This window comes from Paenarthrobacter sp. AT5 (assembly GCF_032764245.1).
Classification (GTDB): Bacteria; Actinomycetota; Actinomycetes; order Actinomycetales; family Micrococcaceae; genus Arthrobacter; species Arthrobacter ureafaciens.
Window position 1 is genome coordinate 56,285 of the sequence record NZ_CP136442.1, and the last position, 17,308, is coordinate 73,592.

Annotated in this window: 17 protein-coding genes; 3 read left to right on the top strand and 14 right to left on the bottom strand. The window is 62.5% G+C overall.

What is annotated here, in order from left to right; all coding sequences use genetic code 11:
• The first annotated feature begins 288 nt into the window (after positions 1-288).
• Both RI444_RS22070 and RI444_RS22075 read left to right on the top strand, forming a co-directional pair.
• Entirely contained in the window at positions 289-1,746 is a 1,458-nt protein-coding gene (locus RI444_RS22070; protein ID WP_021474415.1) for an APC family permease, read from the top strand.
• Positions 1,743-2,486 carry an IclR family transcriptional regulator gene (locus tag RI444_RS22075; RefSeq protein ID WP_021474414.1) on the top strand — a complete coding sequence of 248 codons (744 nt, stop codon included), beginning with the start codon at positions 1,743-1,745 and terminating at the stop codon, positions 2,484-2,486. The genes RI444_RS22070 and RI444_RS22075 overlap by 4 nt, the downstream gene beginning before the upstream one ends.
• Positions 2,487-2,708: 222 nt before the next feature.
• Here the strand turns inward: RI444_RS22075 and RI444_RS22080 are convergent, their stop codons facing one another.
• The 14 genes from RI444_RS22080 to RI444_RS22145 all read right to left on the bottom strand — a co-directional run bounded on the left by RI444_RS22080 (position 2,709) and on the right by RI444_RS22145 (position 16,745).
• Positions 2,709-3,092, bottom strand: coding sequence for a DUF4913 domain-containing protein (locus tag RI444_RS22080; RefSeq protein WP_021474413.1), 384 nt, complete (start codon positions 3,090-3,092; stop codon positions 2,709-2,711).
• A complete protein-coding gene (locus RI444_RS22085; protein ID WP_021474412.1) occupies positions 3,089-4,819 on the bottom strand; it encodes a type IV secretory system conjugative DNA transfer family protein in 1,731 nt (576 codons plus the stop codon). Before RI444_RS22085 ends, RI444_RS22080 begins: the two co-directional genes overlap by 4 nt.
• Positions 4,816-6,450 carry an ATP/GTP-binding protein gene (locus RI444_RS22090; RefSeq protein WP_021474411.1) on the bottom strand — a complete coding sequence of 545 codons (1,635 nt, stop codon included), beginning with the start codon at positions 6,448-6,450 and terminating at the stop codon, positions 4,816-4,818. The genes RI444_RS22085 and RI444_RS22090 overlap by 4 nt, the downstream gene beginning before the upstream one ends.
• Positions 6,447-8,009 carry a hypothetical protein gene (locus tag RI444_RS22095; protein WP_031217203.1) on the bottom strand — a complete coding sequence of 521 codons (1,563 nt, stop codon included), beginning with the start codon at positions 8,007-8,009 and terminating at the stop codon, positions 6,447-6,449. Before RI444_RS22095 ends, RI444_RS22090 begins: the two co-directional genes overlap by 4 nt.
• Positions 8,010-8,042: 33 nt before the next feature.
• Positions 8,043-9,878 (bottom strand): hypothetical protein, encoded by a 1,836-nt coding sequence (locus RI444_RS22100; RefSeq protein WP_021474409.1) that lies wholly within the window; start codon positions 9,876-9,878, stop codon positions 8,043-8,045.
• The gene (locus RI444_RS22105; RefSeq protein WP_031217201.1) at positions 9,859-10,638 is read right to left on the bottom strand and encodes a hypothetical protein; all 780 of its coding nucleotides are present in this window, start codon (positions 10,636-10,638) and stop codon (positions 9,859-9,861) included. Before RI444_RS22105 ends, RI444_RS22100 begins: the two co-directional genes overlap by 20 nt.
• Positions 10,639-10,641: 3 nt before the next feature.
• Positions 10,642-10,986 carry a hypothetical protein gene (locus RI444_RS22110; protein ID WP_021474407.1) on the bottom strand — a complete coding sequence of 115 codons (345 nt, stop codon included), beginning with the start codon at positions 10,984-10,986 and terminating at the stop codon, positions 10,642-10,644.
• A gap of 12 nt (positions 10,987-10,998) precedes the next feature.
• Complete coding sequence (locus tag RI444_RS22115; RefSeq protein WP_021474406.1) at positions 10,999-12,192, bottom strand: MinD/ParA family protein; 1,194 nt, start codon at positions 12,190-12,192, stop codon at positions 10,999-11,001.
• A 37-nt stretch (positions 12,193-12,229) separates the two neighbouring features.
• The gene (locus RI444_RS22120) at positions 12,230-12,766 is read right to left on the bottom strand and encodes a hypothetical protein (protein WP_021474405.1); all 537 of its coding nucleotides are present in this window, start codon (positions 12,764-12,766) and stop codon (positions 12,230-12,232) included.
• A complete protein-coding gene (locus RI444_RS22125) occupies positions 12,767-13,840 on the bottom strand; it encodes a M23 family metallopeptidase (protein WP_316963927.1) in 1,074 nt (357 codons plus the stop codon).
• 138 nt (positions 13,841-13,978) lie between these two features.
• A complete protein-coding gene (locus tag RI444_RS22130; protein WP_031217200.1) occupies positions 13,979-14,416 on the bottom strand; it encodes a hypothetical protein in 438 nt (145 codons plus the stop codon).
• A complete protein-coding gene (locus tag RI444_RS22135) occupies positions 14,406-15,413 on the bottom strand; it encodes a hypothetical protein (protein WP_021474402.1) in 1,008 nt (335 codons plus the stop codon). Before RI444_RS22135 ends, RI444_RS22130 begins: the two co-directional genes overlap by 11 nt.
• Positions 15,410-15,922: an ImmA/IrrE family metallo-endopeptidase gene (locus RI444_RS22140; RefSeq protein ID WP_021474401.1), complete on the bottom strand. Its 513-nt coding sequence runs from the start codon at positions 15,920-15,922 to the stop codon at positions 15,410-15,412. The genes RI444_RS22135 and RI444_RS22140 overlap by 4 nt, the downstream gene beginning before the upstream one ends.
• Positions 15,912-16,745: an oxygenase MpaB family protein gene (locus RI444_RS22145; RefSeq protein ID WP_021474400.1), complete on the bottom strand. Its 834-nt coding sequence runs from the start codon at positions 16,743-16,745 to the stop codon at positions 15,912-15,914. Before RI444_RS22145 ends, RI444_RS22140 begins: the two co-directional genes overlap by 11 nt.
• A 290-nt stretch (positions 16,746-17,035) precedes the next feature.
• Between RI444_RS22145 and RI444_RS22150 the strand changes: the two genes are divergently transcribed.
• The gene (locus RI444_RS22150) at positions 17,036-17,263 is read left to right on the top strand and encodes a hypothetical protein (RefSeq protein ID WP_152343115.1); all 228 of its coding nucleotides are present in this window, start codon (positions 17,036-17,038) and stop codon (positions 17,261-17,263) included.
• Positions 17,264-17,308 lie beyond the last annotated feature (45 nt).

Sequence of the window (17,308 nt, forward strand, 5' to 3'; positions counted from 1 at the left end):
TTTAAGGGCCTGGCAGGGTGTCCGGAGGGGGTGACCTCCATCACTTACCGTCGTGCCATGCCTCAAAGCTACGTGCTGAAAATCTTTTACGCGAGCCTTTTTCAGAAGATTCCTATGAGAACTTTCGTGACAATTTTCCCACCGCAGTTAACATGTTGGAAACATTCGAAATCGGTTTGTCCGGCTGCCTCGTCAACAGCCGGAACTGCTAATGTTTTGACACCTCGGGCCGATGCCTTGCAGAACGCAGCAAGGCGGGCGAGCCCGCCGGACGGAAAGATAGTTCTCATGTCTGCCCGCAATAAACGCTTCATTGCGCGCCGGTCCCCGGTTGAGGGGCTGAGCCGGCGCAACCTGTCATTCCTGCCGGTTTTTGCCCAGGCCGTGGCCGCCGTTGCGCCGGCCGGAGCCATCTCCGTGATTCCCGCGCTTGTCCTGGGCGTAAGCGGGACGCATCTGATCCTTGTTTTCGCTCTGGCCATGGTTGTCATGCTGCTGGTGTCCTTGTGCTTGCGGCCCATGGCCCGACGCATGGCGGCGGTAAGCGGGCTGTACAGCTACACGGCCCGAGGACTGGGGCCGAGGGCGGCCATCACCGCCGGCTGGTCAGCGATCTTCGGTTATGCCCTAATAGCCATGGCCAGCCTGCTGGCCGTGGGTGTCTATACCGTTCAGCTCGCTGCGAGCCTCGGCATACAGGTCCGGAACCCGCTCGTGCCTACTGCATTGGTCATTCTTGGCACCGCCGGTGTCGCATCCTTACTCATGGTTCGGGGCATCCGGATATCGGCGGGGGTTACGTTATTGGTTGAATGCGCCTCAATTGCGATCCTCACCATCCTCATGGTGGTTTACCTCATCGTCAGGGCGCCCGACGCAGATCCTGGCCAGGTGTTAACCGGAAACATCGGCTGGGATGCGCTGCCCATAGGGATCGTCGTTGCCGTCAGCGCGTTTGTCGGATTTGAGAGCCCCTCCACCTTGGGCGGAGAAGCGCGCAGGCCCTTCGTCAGCGTTCCGCGCGCCATGACCTGGACTCCGGTAGTGACGGGGGTGTTTTATCTTTTTGCGGTCACCGCGCAGGACATAGCGCTCAGGGGCGCGCCCACCGAGGTCGCCTCCAGTTCCACACCGCTCTCTGACCTCTTTTCCCAGGCTTCACCGGTTTTTGCGGGTGTGCTGAATCTGGGCATTGCCGCGTCTTTCTTCGCCTGCACGATCGCATCGGTGAACGCCCTGGCGCGGACACTGTTCTGCATGGGCAGGGAAGGGGTAGCTCCGCGGGCAGTCGGGCGAACGCATTCCGTGTTCCGCACTCCCTGGATTGCGATCATGGCCGTAATTCCGGTGGTTGCGGCCGTTCCCATTGCGGTGCTCGCCTCCGGCATCAGGCCGGAACAGGGTCTGACCAGCCTGTTTACGTTGGGCGCGTACGGGTACCTTGGCTCGTACATTCTGGCCAGCGCATCCCTGCCGTTCTTCCTGCACCGCATCGGTGAAAATACACTTGCCAACTGGATTCTGGCGGCCTTCACTTCCCTCATCATCGGAGTCATCCTTGGGTATGCCGCCAAGGTTTCCGTTCAGGCCGGAAACCTTGTGGTGTTCATATACTTCGGGGTTGTGCTTGCCAGTGTCGTCTTTGCTGCCTTGGCCCACCACTTCGCACCACGGCGTCTTGCCGGAGTCGGCATCTACGACGAAACCAGGGATTCCGACCTTTACGAACCCGGGGGTGCCTCGTGAATTACAAACCTGAACGCCCTGGATCCAGCGCCGCCTCGAAATCGCTCAAAATCCTGGAAACCGTGGCGCGGTTGGGCACCGGAAGCACTGCGAAGGACATTACCGATACCCTGCAAATGCCTCCGGCCACCGCCTACCGCCTGCTGAACTCGCTCGTCGGCGATGAATACCTGGTCCGGACATCGGATCTACGCGGATTCGCTCTGGGACATGCCCTTTCAGACTTCATCACGGCCGCGGCCCCGCCCTTCGTGCCCACCGCAGCGCATTCGGCCATAGAAGACTTTCGAAACGGTACCCGTTTCGCTGTCCACCTGATCCTGTTTCGCAATGCTGCGCTGAAAATCGCTGACGAAGATGCAGACCGCCCTCTCCTGTCATCAAGAGAAATGGTCCGCTATCCTCATGCGTCGGCGGCGGGAAAACTGATGCTGGCAGGATACAGCGACATCACGAAAGCCCTGCCCAAGGGGAAACTTGCCCGATTAACCAGCCGCACCATCACCGACAGAGAACAGCTGAATCAACAGCTGTCCGCCATCCAGAAACAAAGGTTCGCGTCCGACATAAACGAACTTGAAGAGGGAAACGCGTCTCTCGCTATCCCCGTAGGACTGCCTGATATGCCTGCCCGCGCGGCCCTCTGCCTCTCCGGTCCGGCCGAACGATTCACCGCAATCTCCGATCAAGCCGACGACGCCCGCTTACTGGCACGTGATTTGGCGCCCCTGCTGTTTTAGAACAGTCAGCCTCGACAGCTCCCCGTACAGAACAAGATCATGGACAGAGAGGGGAACCTCGCAGGAAGCGGCATCACGCATCGACGGCACGGCACACCCTAATTTAGTGGCTACAAACAGTGGTACAAAAGAGGGCTGATCGCCCGGAACCACAAGGAACCACGATCAGCCCCACGTAACTTCGGCCTAGGAGAAAACGCCCAGAATAACGCCTATGAATTATCAAGGAGTCCATCCGGCCGGCGGAGGTTCTGTCAACAGCCGTGGTGTGTATGAGTCTGCCCGGTCGTGGAAGGTGTGGCGGGTCTGGCAGTTCTCGAACGGTCCGTGCTGGGAGAAGAGGATGCGGGTGTGGCTGTCCCAGTGCTGCACCCACCACGCAGACACCGTGTCATCGGTGACGGCCTGTGCGTAGGCGGAGTGCAGGGCGGTGAGGCGGCTGACTGCTTCGGGGTGGGCCCACCATTGCGGGCACCAGTACCGCTCGTTGTTTGTATCGGGGACGGATTCGGTGTCGTGGATCATGAGCTCGACCCACATCACGAACTGCTGGGTCAGTTCTTCCTCTGTCGGTTCCTCGTCTGCAGTCTCCGGTTCGGCGGTCATCGCGTTGCTTCTTCCGGGGCAAGGGTTTGTACAGGAACAGGGGAAGCCGGTTTGGCTTGCGCGGGTTCCCCGGCTGCGGGCAGCCCTTCCTTGATGGTTTTCGAGAGTTGCTTGTCCTTGAACCAGGGGAACAGGCTGATGAGGGTGGCCGGAGCGCTGGCGCTGAACAGGAATGCGGTGAAGCCCGGCAGGTTCGCGAAATCCTCCGGTCCCGCCTTCGGCAGGGTCTTGGTGGGCCGGTCCTTCCCCATCTCTTTCTCCCAGGTGCCGATGGTTTCGGAGAGCCCGCGGGTGAATGCGGTTTCCTCGTTCGCGCCCACGAGCCGGAACCCGGCGGTTTGCCAGAGAGTCCGCATACCGTTCTCGCCCCACTCCCCTACGCCTTGGGCGTACGCCTGAAGGTAGACGGTGAAGCACAGGCCCAGGGAACCGAAGTAGCTGAAGTCTTCCGGCAGTGAGGGCCACGGGACGATGTTGGCGACTTCGTCCAGTTCCGCGACGAGCGGGACCCGCAGACGGGCGGCGCCGGGGGCCTGGTTCCTGGCGGCCGTGGTGATGGATTTGACGATGGCGGTGATCACTGCCCCGGTTCCGCCGGGGCGGCGCTCGGAGAGCAGGATCAGAGTGTCCTTGCTGCCCAGGAACCTCGCGGGGTCGAACGCGTCGATACCGGCTGCCGGTGTTGTCCAGTCGCGGAAGGTGCTGTGGGAGAGGTCCCGGCACATCCGTTGCGTGGTGGCGATCAGTGAGCCCTTGGTGCGGTCGGGCCATTTGCTGAACCCGAACATGTCTGCGGCGGCCGAGTCGTATCCGGCGTCTTCCAGGATGTCCTTGATCCGGATTAGATCGCCGCGGGCCATCCATTCGTGTACCGCTGACAGGGGTTTTTTCTCGGTTGCTGCCGCCAGCAGTGCCCAGGCCAGGCATGTTTCGCCGGCCGGGCCGAAGTGGGCGTCATCTTTGCCGTCCCCGTCGCGGGGATTGTTTTTCTTTGCTGCGGTGATGATGACCGACGCCAGTTCCATGGCGGTGACGGTGTCTTTCACCAGTGACAGGGGGTTGAAGATGAAGTCCGGGCGGTCCGCTGCCCGGTAGATGCCGTTGGGGTCAAAGATCCAGATGCGGCCCTGGCTGTGCCGGGCTGCGATCACTTCGGGTACGCCGTCGATCTTGTTGGAGGTCATCAGGGCGGCGCCGGGGGCGCCGGCCATTCGGGGGATGACGCAGGCGGAGGTCTTGCCGCCGCCGGGGGGAACGATGCTAAGTCCGGTCTGCCGGTAGCCGCTGAACAGCATCTGCCGTTTCCCGGCCAGCGTGTACCCGAGTTTCTGGCCGGGCGGCAGGTTTTCGGCGTCCGGATGCAGTTGCTTGGATTCGCGTGCCCGGTGCTTTTCGGTCAGGGATGAGAGCCGGGACCCGGTGGCCAGCCGGCCGGCCAGGGTGCGCTGGGACGCGCTGCCGCGGCCGCCGCCGCGGGAGGCCAGGAAGGCTGCCCCAAGGAAGCCAATGACAGCGAGGACGATCAGAATGTATGTTGCGGCTGGGGGCCACTGGAAGCTGCCTTCCTTGAAGCGGTTCACGAGCTGGGGCATGCTGGTCCACGGCATGCCGGTGGGTGTCAGGAGTTCGCCCAGGAACGCCGACACCCAGGCCAGTGCCAGCAGGCCGGCGACGGTGCCGGCGAGGATCAGTTTCAGGAGTGTGTCAGTGGACGTGGGCTGGCTCATGCCGGTACAACCTCCGTGGCGGGTGTGTCGTCGGTGAAGGCGATGGTGCTGGTGGACTTCATGGCGCCGTCCGTGTTGGTCAGTTCGGTTTCCAGGGGGCTGCGCACGTGGATGGCTTCGAAGGGATCGTGGCTGCCGATCTTGAACAGGCAGGTTCCCTTGACCAGCTGCGATATGACGCCGGCGGATCCCGGGGGCAGGTTGAACATGTCCTCGCAGGCCAGCGCGTCGGCGGATTTTTGCTGCTTGTACAGCAGGACGGTGCCGCATTCCTTTAGCATGGAGATGGCCGGGCTGGTCTCGGGGATGTCGGAGATGTGGTGGAACGCGAACTGGCAGGACAGTGACAGGGCGCGGGAGAGTTTGGTGTTGCGCCGGGTCACGGTGGCGACCGAGCCTTGGACGGTGTGCCAGGCTTCCTCGATCAGCAGGATGGTCGGGACCGGTGTCTGCTGGCCGTACAGGGTGTTGGCCAGCCAGGTGTTGATGATGGTCATGACGATCGGCAGGGCCGGGCCGTCTTCGGGCAGGGCGGAGACGTCGAAAACCGTGAGGCCGGCGTTGAGCGCGATGTCCTGGCTGGTGGGGCCGTCGATCAGGCCGGCCAGGTCGTCTTCGATCATGCGTTCGAGTTCAAAGGCGGGGTCCTGGCCCCATCCGCGCAGTTCTTCGACGGTCAGGCCGGCCGCACCGGCCGCCGCCGGGTCCGGGGTGTACAGGGCGTGAAGGACGTGCCCGATGTGCGCGGTTTCGGCTGCCGCTGCCGCTTGCCGCAGTGCCTGCCGGTGGGCCATGCGCACGGCCTTGCCCTCTTTCGGGCTCATGGGCCGGGCCAGGGCTTCTTCCATCACCGCACGCAGCAGCATGGACTGCCCCGCCGGGGTCGACCGGTCATCATCTGCGCCTGCGCCGGGCTCTTCGTTCACGCGGGCGGCAATGCGCGGATCCAGGATGTTGATCCGTGACCCGCCGCCGCCGATGCGGAACCGCACCGGGGCGACGTCCAGCCTCCTGGCCAGGGGCGTGTATTCGCCGGCGCCGAGGTCTTTCTGGAACTTTTTGTCGATCACGACCACGCGGCGGCCCAGGATCAGCTGGCGCAGCACGCCCCAGGTTTTCATGGCCGAGGATTTCCCTTGCCCGAGGTCTCCGATGTAGCAGACATTTGGGGACTCGATGGTCTCCCCGTAGGCGGTGAAGGGGTCGTGGACGATCATCCAGCCGGAGCCGGCGTCGACGCCGAACACCAGGCCGCGGTGCGAGGTCGGCGGGGACGCGATGGCCATGTGCGAGAATTCCATCTGCCGGGTGGAGGATTCCACCCCCGGCGCGGCCGGGTCATAGAAGCCCAGCCGGGACGCGAAGCCCCATTTGCGCTCATGGTGCCAGCGGGCGGCGGCGTTCGCTCTGGACTCCGCGGACTCGCGCCGCTTGGTGTCTTTCTTCTCCGCCTTCTTCACCGCGGATTTCGACAGCGGCCGTGCACGGCCCGGCCCGCCGGCCGCGGGAGCAGCGCCTGCGGCGTCCATGGCCAGCCGATCGCCGCGGGCCTGTACGCTGGGCGTCCGCCGGAACGCGTTAGCCAGGGCGTTGGGGAGGCTGGATTTTTTGGTGTCGTTCGTGGTGGTCATCGGATTCCCCTCGTGAACGGCATGGTGGTGATCAGGGCGAGGTCGTTGCGGTGGTCCAGCCAGTCGATGAACTCGATGCCGGCGTCGGAGGCTGCGGCCTCGATGATGTCGGTGGTGGAGAGGATCTCGTCCTCGTTCTCCACGGCGAACGAGATATACAGGGCGTAGGCCGCCCCGTGGTGCCCGGAGCCGGGTTTGAGGTCCAGGAGGCGCTGGTGGGACGCTGCGAGCAGCACTTCTTCGGAGCCGTCGGTGACGACGCCGGATTTGGCGACCTGTTTCTCTTTGGCCCGGTCCATGGCCGCGTGGCTGCGTGCCTTGGCGCGGGCGCTGCGCGCGTCCTGAAGTTCCATGACCATGGACACCGTGTGCACCACGGCCGGCTGGATGCCGCTGATCACCGCTTCCAGGGCTTCCACGGGGATGGCTTGGGGGCTGAAGGCCGAGGCCGGCACGTATCCGGTGCGGATGTGCCAGTGCTTGTTGACGACCAGTGACAGGGGCGAGGCGTCGCCGTCCAGGTGTTGCCAGCAGTCCATCAGGTCGGCGCCGTCGTGGTCGTCGATGTCGAAGTCCGGATCCTGCAGGTGGCGCAGCAGGGCGGCCATGGCCGCAGGTCCCAGCGGCCGGAAGTCGATGATTGATCCCATCATCGTGGCCTGGGACATCGCCGAGCGGATTTCCTGGTAGATCGCCTGGCCGATCCCTTCGTCTCCGCCGCCGAGGGCGTCCGCGCGGCGGAAGAGTGCCGGAGAGTTCGGGATTCGGAAGGTCTCGTAGGTGCGGTGCTGTTCGGAGCGTGAGCGCACGGTTTCGCAGAGCGCGCCGTAGGATTCCAGCAGGATCTCTGGGACGTCCTTGGCCACCCGCCTTTTGACCCAGAGCAGGTGGTCGGCCGAGTCCATCGGCACGGCCCGGGCCAGGGACTGTACGTGGGTTACCAGCGACTGGCGGCGGGCCAGCCGGGCCAGGTACTGGCCGCGGGCCACGTGCCCGGATTCCTTGCGGTACTCTTCGCGGATAGCCGAGGACGAGCCCATGATTTCCATGGTGGCCGTGTAGTAGGGCTTGGTGACTTTGCCCTGGTGGCGGAAGATGGCCAGCGGCCCGTCCGGGGTGTCCACGGTGAAGTGCCGGACGGTGCCCACCATTAGCGGCGCGTTGTCCTTGTGCTGGGCGGGAACCTCGATCAGGCCCTGGCCATCGGCGCGGGCCTTGTCTTTTCGGCCGGCCTTGACCATCCGTGTGTGCGGGCGGTCTTTGACCGGGACATAGACCAGGGAGGTGTTCCGGCGCCGGAGTGTCTTGTGCCGGGACTCCACGAAGAGGGCGCCCAGGGAGCGGTGGCCGGAGAACTTGTTCGGGGTCGTCAGAATGATCCCGGTCAGGACCAGCACGGCGGCGATGATCAGGCTGACAATCCCGCTGCCGCCGGCCATGACGACCAGCAGCGCCGCGCCGACGGCCGCCGACAGGCCGATCCACTCCGGGGTTGTGCGGTTTCCCCCGAACAGGCCACGGCCCTGGACCTCGCCGCCGACAACAACCATTCGTCCCATGACTACCTGCTCTTTCCGTGCCTGTACTTGGCCTTACCGGCCGCTGATGTGGTCGGTATCCGGTGCCATCGACCGGGCGGACTGCCTGCCCCGCAGGGCCGCCTGGCGTGCAGCTTCCCGGCCCGCCAGCAGGAATGCCGTAGCGCCGCCGGCCGCGACCTTCACCGAACCCCGGCCCACCGATGCGGCACCGGCCTGGATGATCTGGCCCGCTTTTCCGCCGCCGGCCCCGGTGCGGTCGGACTTCTGCAGTTCGCCGATTGTCTGCGTCTCCTGCGGGTCCTGTCCCTGCCCGCCGGACCTCGAGGCGGTGCTGCGCCGGCCCGGATTCCCGGGCCCGGGTGTTTCCTGTTCGGCATCAGGTTTTCCCTGCGTGCCGGCCTTACCGCCGCCGGAACGGTTGCCGCCGCCCCCGGAGTTGCCGGACTGGACCTGCGAGGTCCTGCGCGCACTGATGGCCGAAGAGATTCCAGCGCCGGCCCCGGCGACCATGGCAGCCCCGGCAACGGACTGCCGGTCCGCGCCCAGGCTGGTGGAGGATGAGGGCAGGATCGGGACGTACTTGAACAGCAGCGGCAGCGAAAAGGCCAGGACGAGCATCGCGGCGGCGGCCAGGAACACCGACGCGGCGTTCACCATGCCATCGTCAACGCCCTCGTCGCTGAACGCCGGGCGGGACGCAATGTAACTGAAGACCGCGCCCATGAGCAGCAGCAGCAGCGGCTTGGACAGGGAAATCCCGATCCAGAGTGCCCCCGCTTTGCCCACCCGCTCCCGGTACTTCGGGTGGATCATGAAACCGATCATCAGGGCCAGCCCAAGTCCCAGCAGGTACAGGGCCAGCGGCTGCACCGCCAGCAAGCCCAGCATGGCCCACGCCGAGACGAACAACAGGCCGAACAAGATCACTGCCGCCAGCGGGCCGAACGCGCCGCTGGATTCATACGAGGCGAACCGGGAGATAGCGACCCCGAAATCCGTGACGCGGCTGGACGTCCAGAACGTCACGGACTCGCTGATCCCGGTCATCCACCCGTTCACCACATAGCCCAGGGCCGGGCCGAAGAGCACCAGGATCGTCGACAGCGGCCCGTACCACAGCAGGGACTGCCGGGCGGAGTCCAGGTCGATCTCTTCATTCGAGACGTCCTTCCAGAGCTTGAAATACATCAAACCCATGATCAGGATCCCGATCGCGGAAAACGCGGCCCAGGTGTTGCGGAACGCGTCGTCAATCTCGAACGTGGCGACCTTCAACAGGTTGTTCAGCACCTCGTTGGTGGCCGTCACCCCCTCTTCCTTAACGGTGTTGGCGAACCTCTCGAACCCGTCCTTCGCGTCCGCGATGAACGCCACGGTATCGACCGTGCCCAACACCACCTGCCCGCCGGGTATCACCGACAGGGCCGTACGAAGAGCCACCCCGGCCAGCGGCGAAAAGTCTTGCCACGCCGCTCCCTGCACGCACCAGGCGGTGGCATTCAAAGGTGCGCCCACGGCGGACAGGCCGGCACAGAACGGGGCGGTGTTCTTACCGTCATAGTCCAGGGACTTTTCGGGCGTCGTCAGGAAAGTGCCGAACGCCTTGGCCGCGACGTTCTCGCAATCGTTGCCGCCCATGGACGTGAAGAAGGCAAAGTCGGCGCAGCTTTCTTTACCCAGCTCGTGGTTGAGCCGGTCCCGGATCCCGTTCCGCTGGGCCTCGGGTAACCCCGCGAGGCGCTTGAGCTGGTCGGCGTTCAGTTTCTCTGTTGCGGTTACCTCATCCGCCGCGTGGGCAGGGCCGGCGAACACCACACCGAAGCCAAGGAACAACACCAGCAAGACTGCGGCCAGACGGATCGTCCTGTTAGCGCTGAGCGTTTGCATACTCAATCCATCCGTCCCTGCTCTTGTCCTTGAAGAAAGCGCTGACCAGATCGTTTCGCAGGACCGGGGCCGTTTCCCCATCCATGTTGGTGCCGACGCTCATGGGCCCGCCGTCCTTGACGCGGCCGTCGAAGTCCTGGTTGACGGGGACGATTGCGGCATCGGTGATCTTCCAATCACCGTCCCAAGCCAGTTCAAAAGTGATGGTCTGGAAGAAGGCGTTGGGGGCCTCGTTCACTCTGGCACCAACGCCACCGGTGAACACCTGAACGACTGCGCCCTGCTCTTCTTCGCAGCCGGCAACCCGGTACAAGCCGCCGGCGGCCACGTCAGAGCGCGTGTACCACCCGCCATCGAACGCACCCGCGGGCAGACTTTCAGCGTCAGCCAACAGATCCCCCGCGGAGGTTACTTCCTCGAACCATGGTCCGGGCTTGGACACCTCGGTGAGGACCTTTTTCTGCTGTTCCCACGTGCCGAGGTTCAGATCCTTGATGAGGTGCGTGTAGTTGGCTGCGGCCTGTGCAGCGGAGTCGCAGGTGCCGTTGTAGCCGGTGATGGTTTTGCCGTCACTGGCTTTGGTGGTTCCGCCTTCCCCGATGCTGAGGTCGGAGACGGGGAACCCGAACTTCCCGGAGGCCTGGAGCGAGCCGGGATCCTGTTCCGTGGCCGGTGCGGGGCGGTTGATGAGGATAACGGCCACGGCGACGATCAGGACCACGACTCCTACTGCCGTGAGTGCTTTCCAGTGTTTTCGCATGGGTCAGGCCCCTGCGGCGCTGGTCAGGGCGAGGATGCCGCCAAGGATCACGCTGGCGCCGGCTACGGCCGCGAAGGCGATGCCGCTCTTCTTCGCGCCCGCTGCGCCTTCCTCGATGTCGTCAGAGTGGCCGCGCTGGCGGGCGAAGCCCCACTTGGCGAGGTTCCACAGGAACGCGGCAGCGACGAGGATCATGGCAAGAGCCCAGATGCCGCCCAGGACAAGTTCAATGGCGCTCTGGAACTTCACGCCGAAGACGCTGATGTCCGGCTGGACACCGCCGAGCGGGTTCTCGGCGGCAGGGACCGCGGAACGGATGATGATTTCGCTGGTGATCGTGCTGAACATGGTTCTCGGTCCTTACCGGTTGATGGTCGTGGTGGAAGTCGTGTGTTTTTGGTCGGTGGCCAGGAGCCCGGCTGCGATTTCGGCCGATGCTTGTTCGAAGGCGCGGCGGGCCGGGTCTGCGACGAGCTGCCAGTCGATGATTGAGCCGGTGTCCAGGGCCTCGTCGTAGGGGATGTCGATCAGGACCCGTACCGCGGAGGCCAGGTTCTCCCGAAGTTCTGCCTGCTCGGCTGCGGAAACTTTGGCTCCTCCGCCTTGGGTGACGAGGACGACGGCGTTGGCTACCAGGTCCTTGTAGTGCGGGTTGCCGGTGCGTTCGGACATGGACTCGAGTTGTTCGATCATCCTTAGCGCGGACACGACGGCGTTGCGTTTCAACGTCGTGGGGATCACGAGCTGGTCCGTGACTTCGATCGAGGCGAGCCAGTTCGCGGAGCGGGTGTTGTTGCCGGTGTCCACGATGATGGTGTCGTAGAAGCGGCTGACTACCGTGTGGATGCGGTTGAACTCTTCGGCCCCGATGGACTTCATCCGGTCCGCGTCCTCGTCCGCGACCAGCACGGAGAACTGGTTGTTGCCCTGATGGCGGGTGTAATAGGACAGCTCGCCCTTGCGGGCTGTTACCGTCTCGAAGGATTCCAGGACGTTCAGCAGATCCCATACGGTACGGATGGAATCGTTCGCGTTGGTCCGCACGCCGGCGGTGCCCATCATTTCGTTGTTGTCCCATACCAGCGTCTGCTGCCCGGAGTGGATGCCGAACGTGGAGCCCAGGCCGATGCTGCACATCGTCTTGCCCACGCCGCCGAGGGGCTGGGCGACCATGATCTGCATCGGACGTGAGTACACGCGCTGGATCGCGGACAGGTCTGCCCTGCGGGCCAGCTCGGCCGCGCCGGCCTTCGGGCTGATCAATCCAAAGCTGGCCGCCCGAAGGAACGCCTGCCAGCCGGTAGCCGGGGGCAGCTGATCATTAACGTTCTCCTTGCGCAGGACAGTTGCGCTGCGGCGGCCGCTGACCAGCGGGGCTTCACTGTGGTCCACCATGGCCGCCGCCGGCTGCTGCTGTGGCTCAACCGGTGCCGGCGCGACGGGGACGGCGTGGATGACAGCTGCGGGCATGGTTGTTGTTTTTTCGGGCTGCGGATCGGTCAGACTAATGGGTGCGCGGCTCTTCCGCTCGCTCCCCTGCCAGTTCGTGCTCATCGAATTGTTCCTCTCGCTCGGTCCGGGATCTGTCGTGTCATGAGGTCGTGGCCTGGGCCGGGTCTTGTGGGGAAATGGCTGTCACCAGCCAGGGCTGCTGCTGTCCGGCCCGGTGCAGGAGTATCTGCCACCTCCCTGCATCCGTTGAGAACGAGGCAGTGGCGGTCCGCGGGTTGCCGGCTTCCCTGCTGATTGCCGGACCGTCGGTGATTTTCCGGATCGGCACGCGCGCCGGGTCGATGTACCGTGCATCCTCCGCATAGTCCGGCGCCAGGTACGGGGCGAGATCGGAGAACCAGGCCGCTGCTGGAACGTCGGGCCGGGCGAACAGGCCCATGACCTTGCCGGCCGTGTCCTTGACCGCCGTCTCCGCTGCGGGATCCCAGGTCACTTCCGGGACACCATGGTGTTCGTCCGCGCCGTGATCATGGCCGTCGTCGGCGCTGTGGCTCTCCTGCCCGGCCTGCACGGTAGGGACGGCTCCTGCCGCCGGCCCGTTCTCGGTGCCCCCGGCGCACGCGCCCAGGGAAAAAGCGGCTGCCAAAGCTGCCGTGATGGCCAGTTGCTTGCGCATTTAGAGAATGCCTTTCTCTTTCAGGATCGGGGTCGGGTCGATCGTGGGATGGGCCGAGGCCGAAGGGTTGGACGGTGTCCCGGCGAAGAACTCCATGTGCAGGTGCCGGCCGGTGACATTGCCTGTCGCGCCCTCGGTGCCCAGCGGCGTGCCGGCAGCAACGGTGTCGCCCTCCTTGACCTGTACCGAGCCGGCCTCCATGTGGAACATGGCGATCGTGAGCTTTCCGTCGGTGGTCTGCCCGGTCACGCCGGTGCCGTAGGCACCGTCCGTTTCCCTGGTCTTGACGATTTTCATGTCCGTCACGGCTACGATTGTGCCCGGAGTACCTGGGGTCGAGAGGTCCACCCCGTAGTGGAAATTGCCTAAATTGATGGTCCCTGCCGGAGTGGGACGTGGGCCATATCCGCTCGTCAAGGTCGAGCCCGGAAGCGGGTGGACCCAGTTGCCTTCCAGGTCGCCGACGACGGTATTTCCCGCCGTGGGGCACGTGCCGCTGGGATCAACGCCGATGGCGTTCTCGCCGCCGAGAGCCTTCACCAGACCTGTGGCCTGGGTGCGGAACTTCGTGTAGTGATTCGGGTCCGCGTTGCGCTGCACACGGTTAATCGCACGGCTGGGCTCCAAAGTTTCCCAACCTTGCACCCGTTGCAAAGCCTTGAAGAAGTTCGTTGCGGAAATCATGGGGTCCATGCGGTCCGAGTAAGACCCCCACGCGCCGTTGTCCCGCTGCTGGAAAAGACCCCGAGAGTCAGGCCCCGCCCCATCTCCACGGTCAATCACCCTCAACGAGGATTCACCGATCGCGGCTTGAACCCCCAACAACTGAGCAGCAACAGGCAAACCAAGGTTCGAAGCAGCCTTCATGATCGCTTCAGCATTCTTCATCTGTTCAACATCAAAACCAGCGGTGGGGACGAGACTGTCAGTGCGGCCAGCAAGACTGGCAGGAGCGCGGCACGCAGAGGCCGCTTGCGCTGGCGTACCTCCGTCGTCAATCACGATCACCAGTAATCCGATGGCAAGGGCGGGTACAGCGGCAACGAGGCCCATTCGTGTCCCGATGGAACTCAAGTGCTACCTGCCTCAAAGACAACAGGCGCAGCAGGTATGAGCTTTTCGAGTTCGGTAGGTAGCGTGGAGGACCTTAGACATGACTTTGGACATGTCTAACGATAACATGCGACTAAGTCATTACTCGGTTAAACAGTGCTATTTGCCCTTGTCCAGCGCGGTATCTATGAGCTTGGCTAGAGAACGGACGCTTTCGGCGTCGTAGACCTCACCCAAGGCACGAAGTGCGAAGGACTTTACTTGGTTCTTCCGCATTGTTTTGAGAAGCTCCAGCTGGGCCTCCACGCGATCCGGCATCTCTGATCCTGGATCGGTCAGGTATGCACCGGGGACACCAAAGAACTCTGCCAACGCCATCAGGAGCTTCTCATCCGTGACCAGCGGACCATCACCGTCACGCATGTAATACCACCGCGCGCGGGACAGCTTCACGCCCTTCTCGGCTAAAGCTGCCTGAATGTCGGTGAACTCATAGGGACGGCCGCCTTCGGCCACCACAACGTCGAGCAATACGCGCAACCGTCGGGCGAGTTCTGCTCGACGTTGTTCTGCGTAGGGGCTGTTCCTAGGTTTCAACTCGCTGCTTCTCACTGCTCGTATGGCTGTCTGGGTAGTTGTACAAGAGTGTCTCAACCTCTCTAACTATTTCAGCGCTTTGTGGATCCATTGTGTATCCGCTCGTTCGGGCCCTGATCTCAGCGTCTCGAATTTCCGACACCCGTCGCTGGAGGCGCGCGACGCTATTGATGCTCAAGAACTCGGCTTTGGAGTACGGCTTCGAATCAATAACGAGATCCATTTCAGCCGAAGCTACGCCTTGCCAGATCGGCTGGATGGTACGCAGCATCTGGGCTGCACGCACGGTTAGGGCGAACTTCTGCGCCACAGCGGTGAGCCTTGGGAGCGAAAGCCCTAATGATACGAGGATGACAATCACTTGTTGAGCCAATTCGAAGAACTGTTCAACTGCTGCTTTGGCTCCTGACCCTGGTGGAAGAAAGTTCCCGTAAAGGCGCATGCCAGCGATCATGAGGGCGATGCCGAATCCAGCGAGAACCATCCTGAATCCAGCACCAAACAGGCCTTCCATCTGATTCATCCGAGGCCAGCAGATCCTCAACGCGCTGACGCTTACGGTCATTATGAAAGTCACGGCAAATGTCTGAAAGACAAGGAGCGCTGGATGGGCCCCGTATACACTCACCATCCATCTGGTGGATTCGGGTGCGTTCCACCCGGGATAGGTCAAGAGCATGGCGAGGGAACAGACTGCCCACCAGCGGACCCATGGACGGTCGCGGGCCGGTACTGTACCGGTGGTCGTGGCTACCTGCAAGGAACGCTGAATTTGCCACAGGGCCGCGATGACAAACTCCGAGAGGATAAGACCGGCAATATTGCCACCTCCCATTGCATTGTCAACCGTCAGGTAGACCGAAGGGACGTAAAGGGTGAAAGCTATCGAGGCGAAGAGGGAACCCCAGAAGGCAGGGAGAGCCTCGCGGTTGCGCACAGTTGGAAGCCGGACGAGCGTCAGGCCCCAGAGTACGGCTGCCGGTATCCAGTCGTTCATCCGAAGACTCTTCCGAACGCGTCGGGTGTCGGAGACCTGCGCGTGGAGGACCAGGTGAGTCGAACGGAGAGCATATCGGCCAAAATCTCAGCCTCCAGCTCTGCGGGGTTATCGAAACAGCGGCGCCGAAGTAGTTGCGCCTTTATCATGCTCGGGTCCAGCAGCTGCAGCATCTCGCTCATATCGTCCGGGATATTGGTGAACGGATCGGTTTGCACGTGGCCAAATATGAGGTGCGCAAACTCGTGGCAGAGGACCTTGATTTGGCGGTGGGGACTGGCATCAGCGGGGTATGTAATAACAGCGTGGTTCGCAGTGAAAAGGACGCTACCGGTGACAAGAGGGTCGTCATCCGGGCCAGCCGGCCTTACGGTGATGCTGATAGCACGCTCGCGCTCGACTTTCGATTGAAGCATTTCTAATGACAGCTCAGGAGGCAGCGCCAAATTCTGCAGCTGCTTCTTAGCCGCCTGTTTAGCGCGTCGAAACTCTTTGCTTTCAGCTGACACGATTGCGCGGCCCTAGCTCATCAAGTCCGTAGCCTCCCGGGTACACGCCGCTACCTGCTTGGCCGGGGTTGAACCGGGACCGAGTCCGCGGTCGACGTCGACGAAGCTGAGCGGCTCGAAGCCGCAAGCCAAGATGCACGGATGCCCTCATCACTCGGTTCGGGATTGGAAGTCCGAGTGACCGGCTCAGTTGAGGGTCATTGAACAACACCGACAGAACTGGTGCAGCCAGGCGTGCTGCTGGGCGTGGAAGGCGTTCCCGAAACAAACTCATCGTCGAGGCCATCAACTCCGCACCCTCTGAACTAGGGGCAGAGAAGCGCCTCTCGTAGTCATCAAGAAATTCGGCAGCATCGTCATAAGAGGTGAAGGCATGGCTGATGCGCATTCGTTTTGCCAGCTCTGCATAGAACACCGTGGCGGCGTTGCGCTCGTCGGAAGTAGTGTCTCGTCGGCCATACACGTCGCAGAAACGGATTGGAACTACCAAGAGCGTGGTCAGCACATAGAGGAAGTCCTCGTTTGTCCCCTTGACTCCCTTGTGGACTCTGTTCAGCAGATCAATTATTGCCCGGCCTCTTGCGCCATCGAACCCATCCTCGATGAGTTCGTACATGATTATTGCTGTGTCCATCGAGCGTTTTGACGGCTGTGCGTGCACCTCTCCTGTATCCGCAAGAACTTGCGCAATGTGTGGAATGGAGAAATTCCTGTAGTAAGAGAGAAAAAAACCTATCTCAAACTCTTCGGCGAGATCGAACATGACGGTGCCGCGGTATGCTGCGGCAGCGCCAATGTATGGGAGTCGATCAGTGCTTTCCATGCGTCCATTGTCCCGTATTGACCGGCAGATTGCGTTTTATGCTTTAACCATTACGCTAGACATGTCTAACGTTGAACGAGTCGAGACTTCGAGGGGAACTGTCACCTCGGTGCTCAAGACCGGAAAATCCGCCGCACTGTACTGAAAGCTGCCGGCAGCGTACGTGGCTAAATGCTTCAACAGCCCGTGGCACGAGGACTGTGACGATGACGCGCACAACGAGGAGAAATATATGCGACACGCCACTGATCTGCGACGATATGGCATTTCAGAAACCTAGAGTGCTGAGTATGGCATTTCAGAAACGCGCATCAGGTGGGCGCCCATCTAAGGGCGACCGACACGTTCTGACTACCCGTATCCCCGTTGCAGAGGCAGAGAAACTCTTCGCCGTTGCAGACTATCTCGGGACATCGGCCAGCTCTTTTATCGCTGAAGTAGTGAAAGAAAAGCTATCTTCCATAGACATAGAAACGCTTACTGGTCAGGAGGCTTTGCCCATCGAAAAGGCCAGTTAAACATTGAAGGCCCGCCTAAGCGAGCCTTCAATCTGAAGTTTTCTA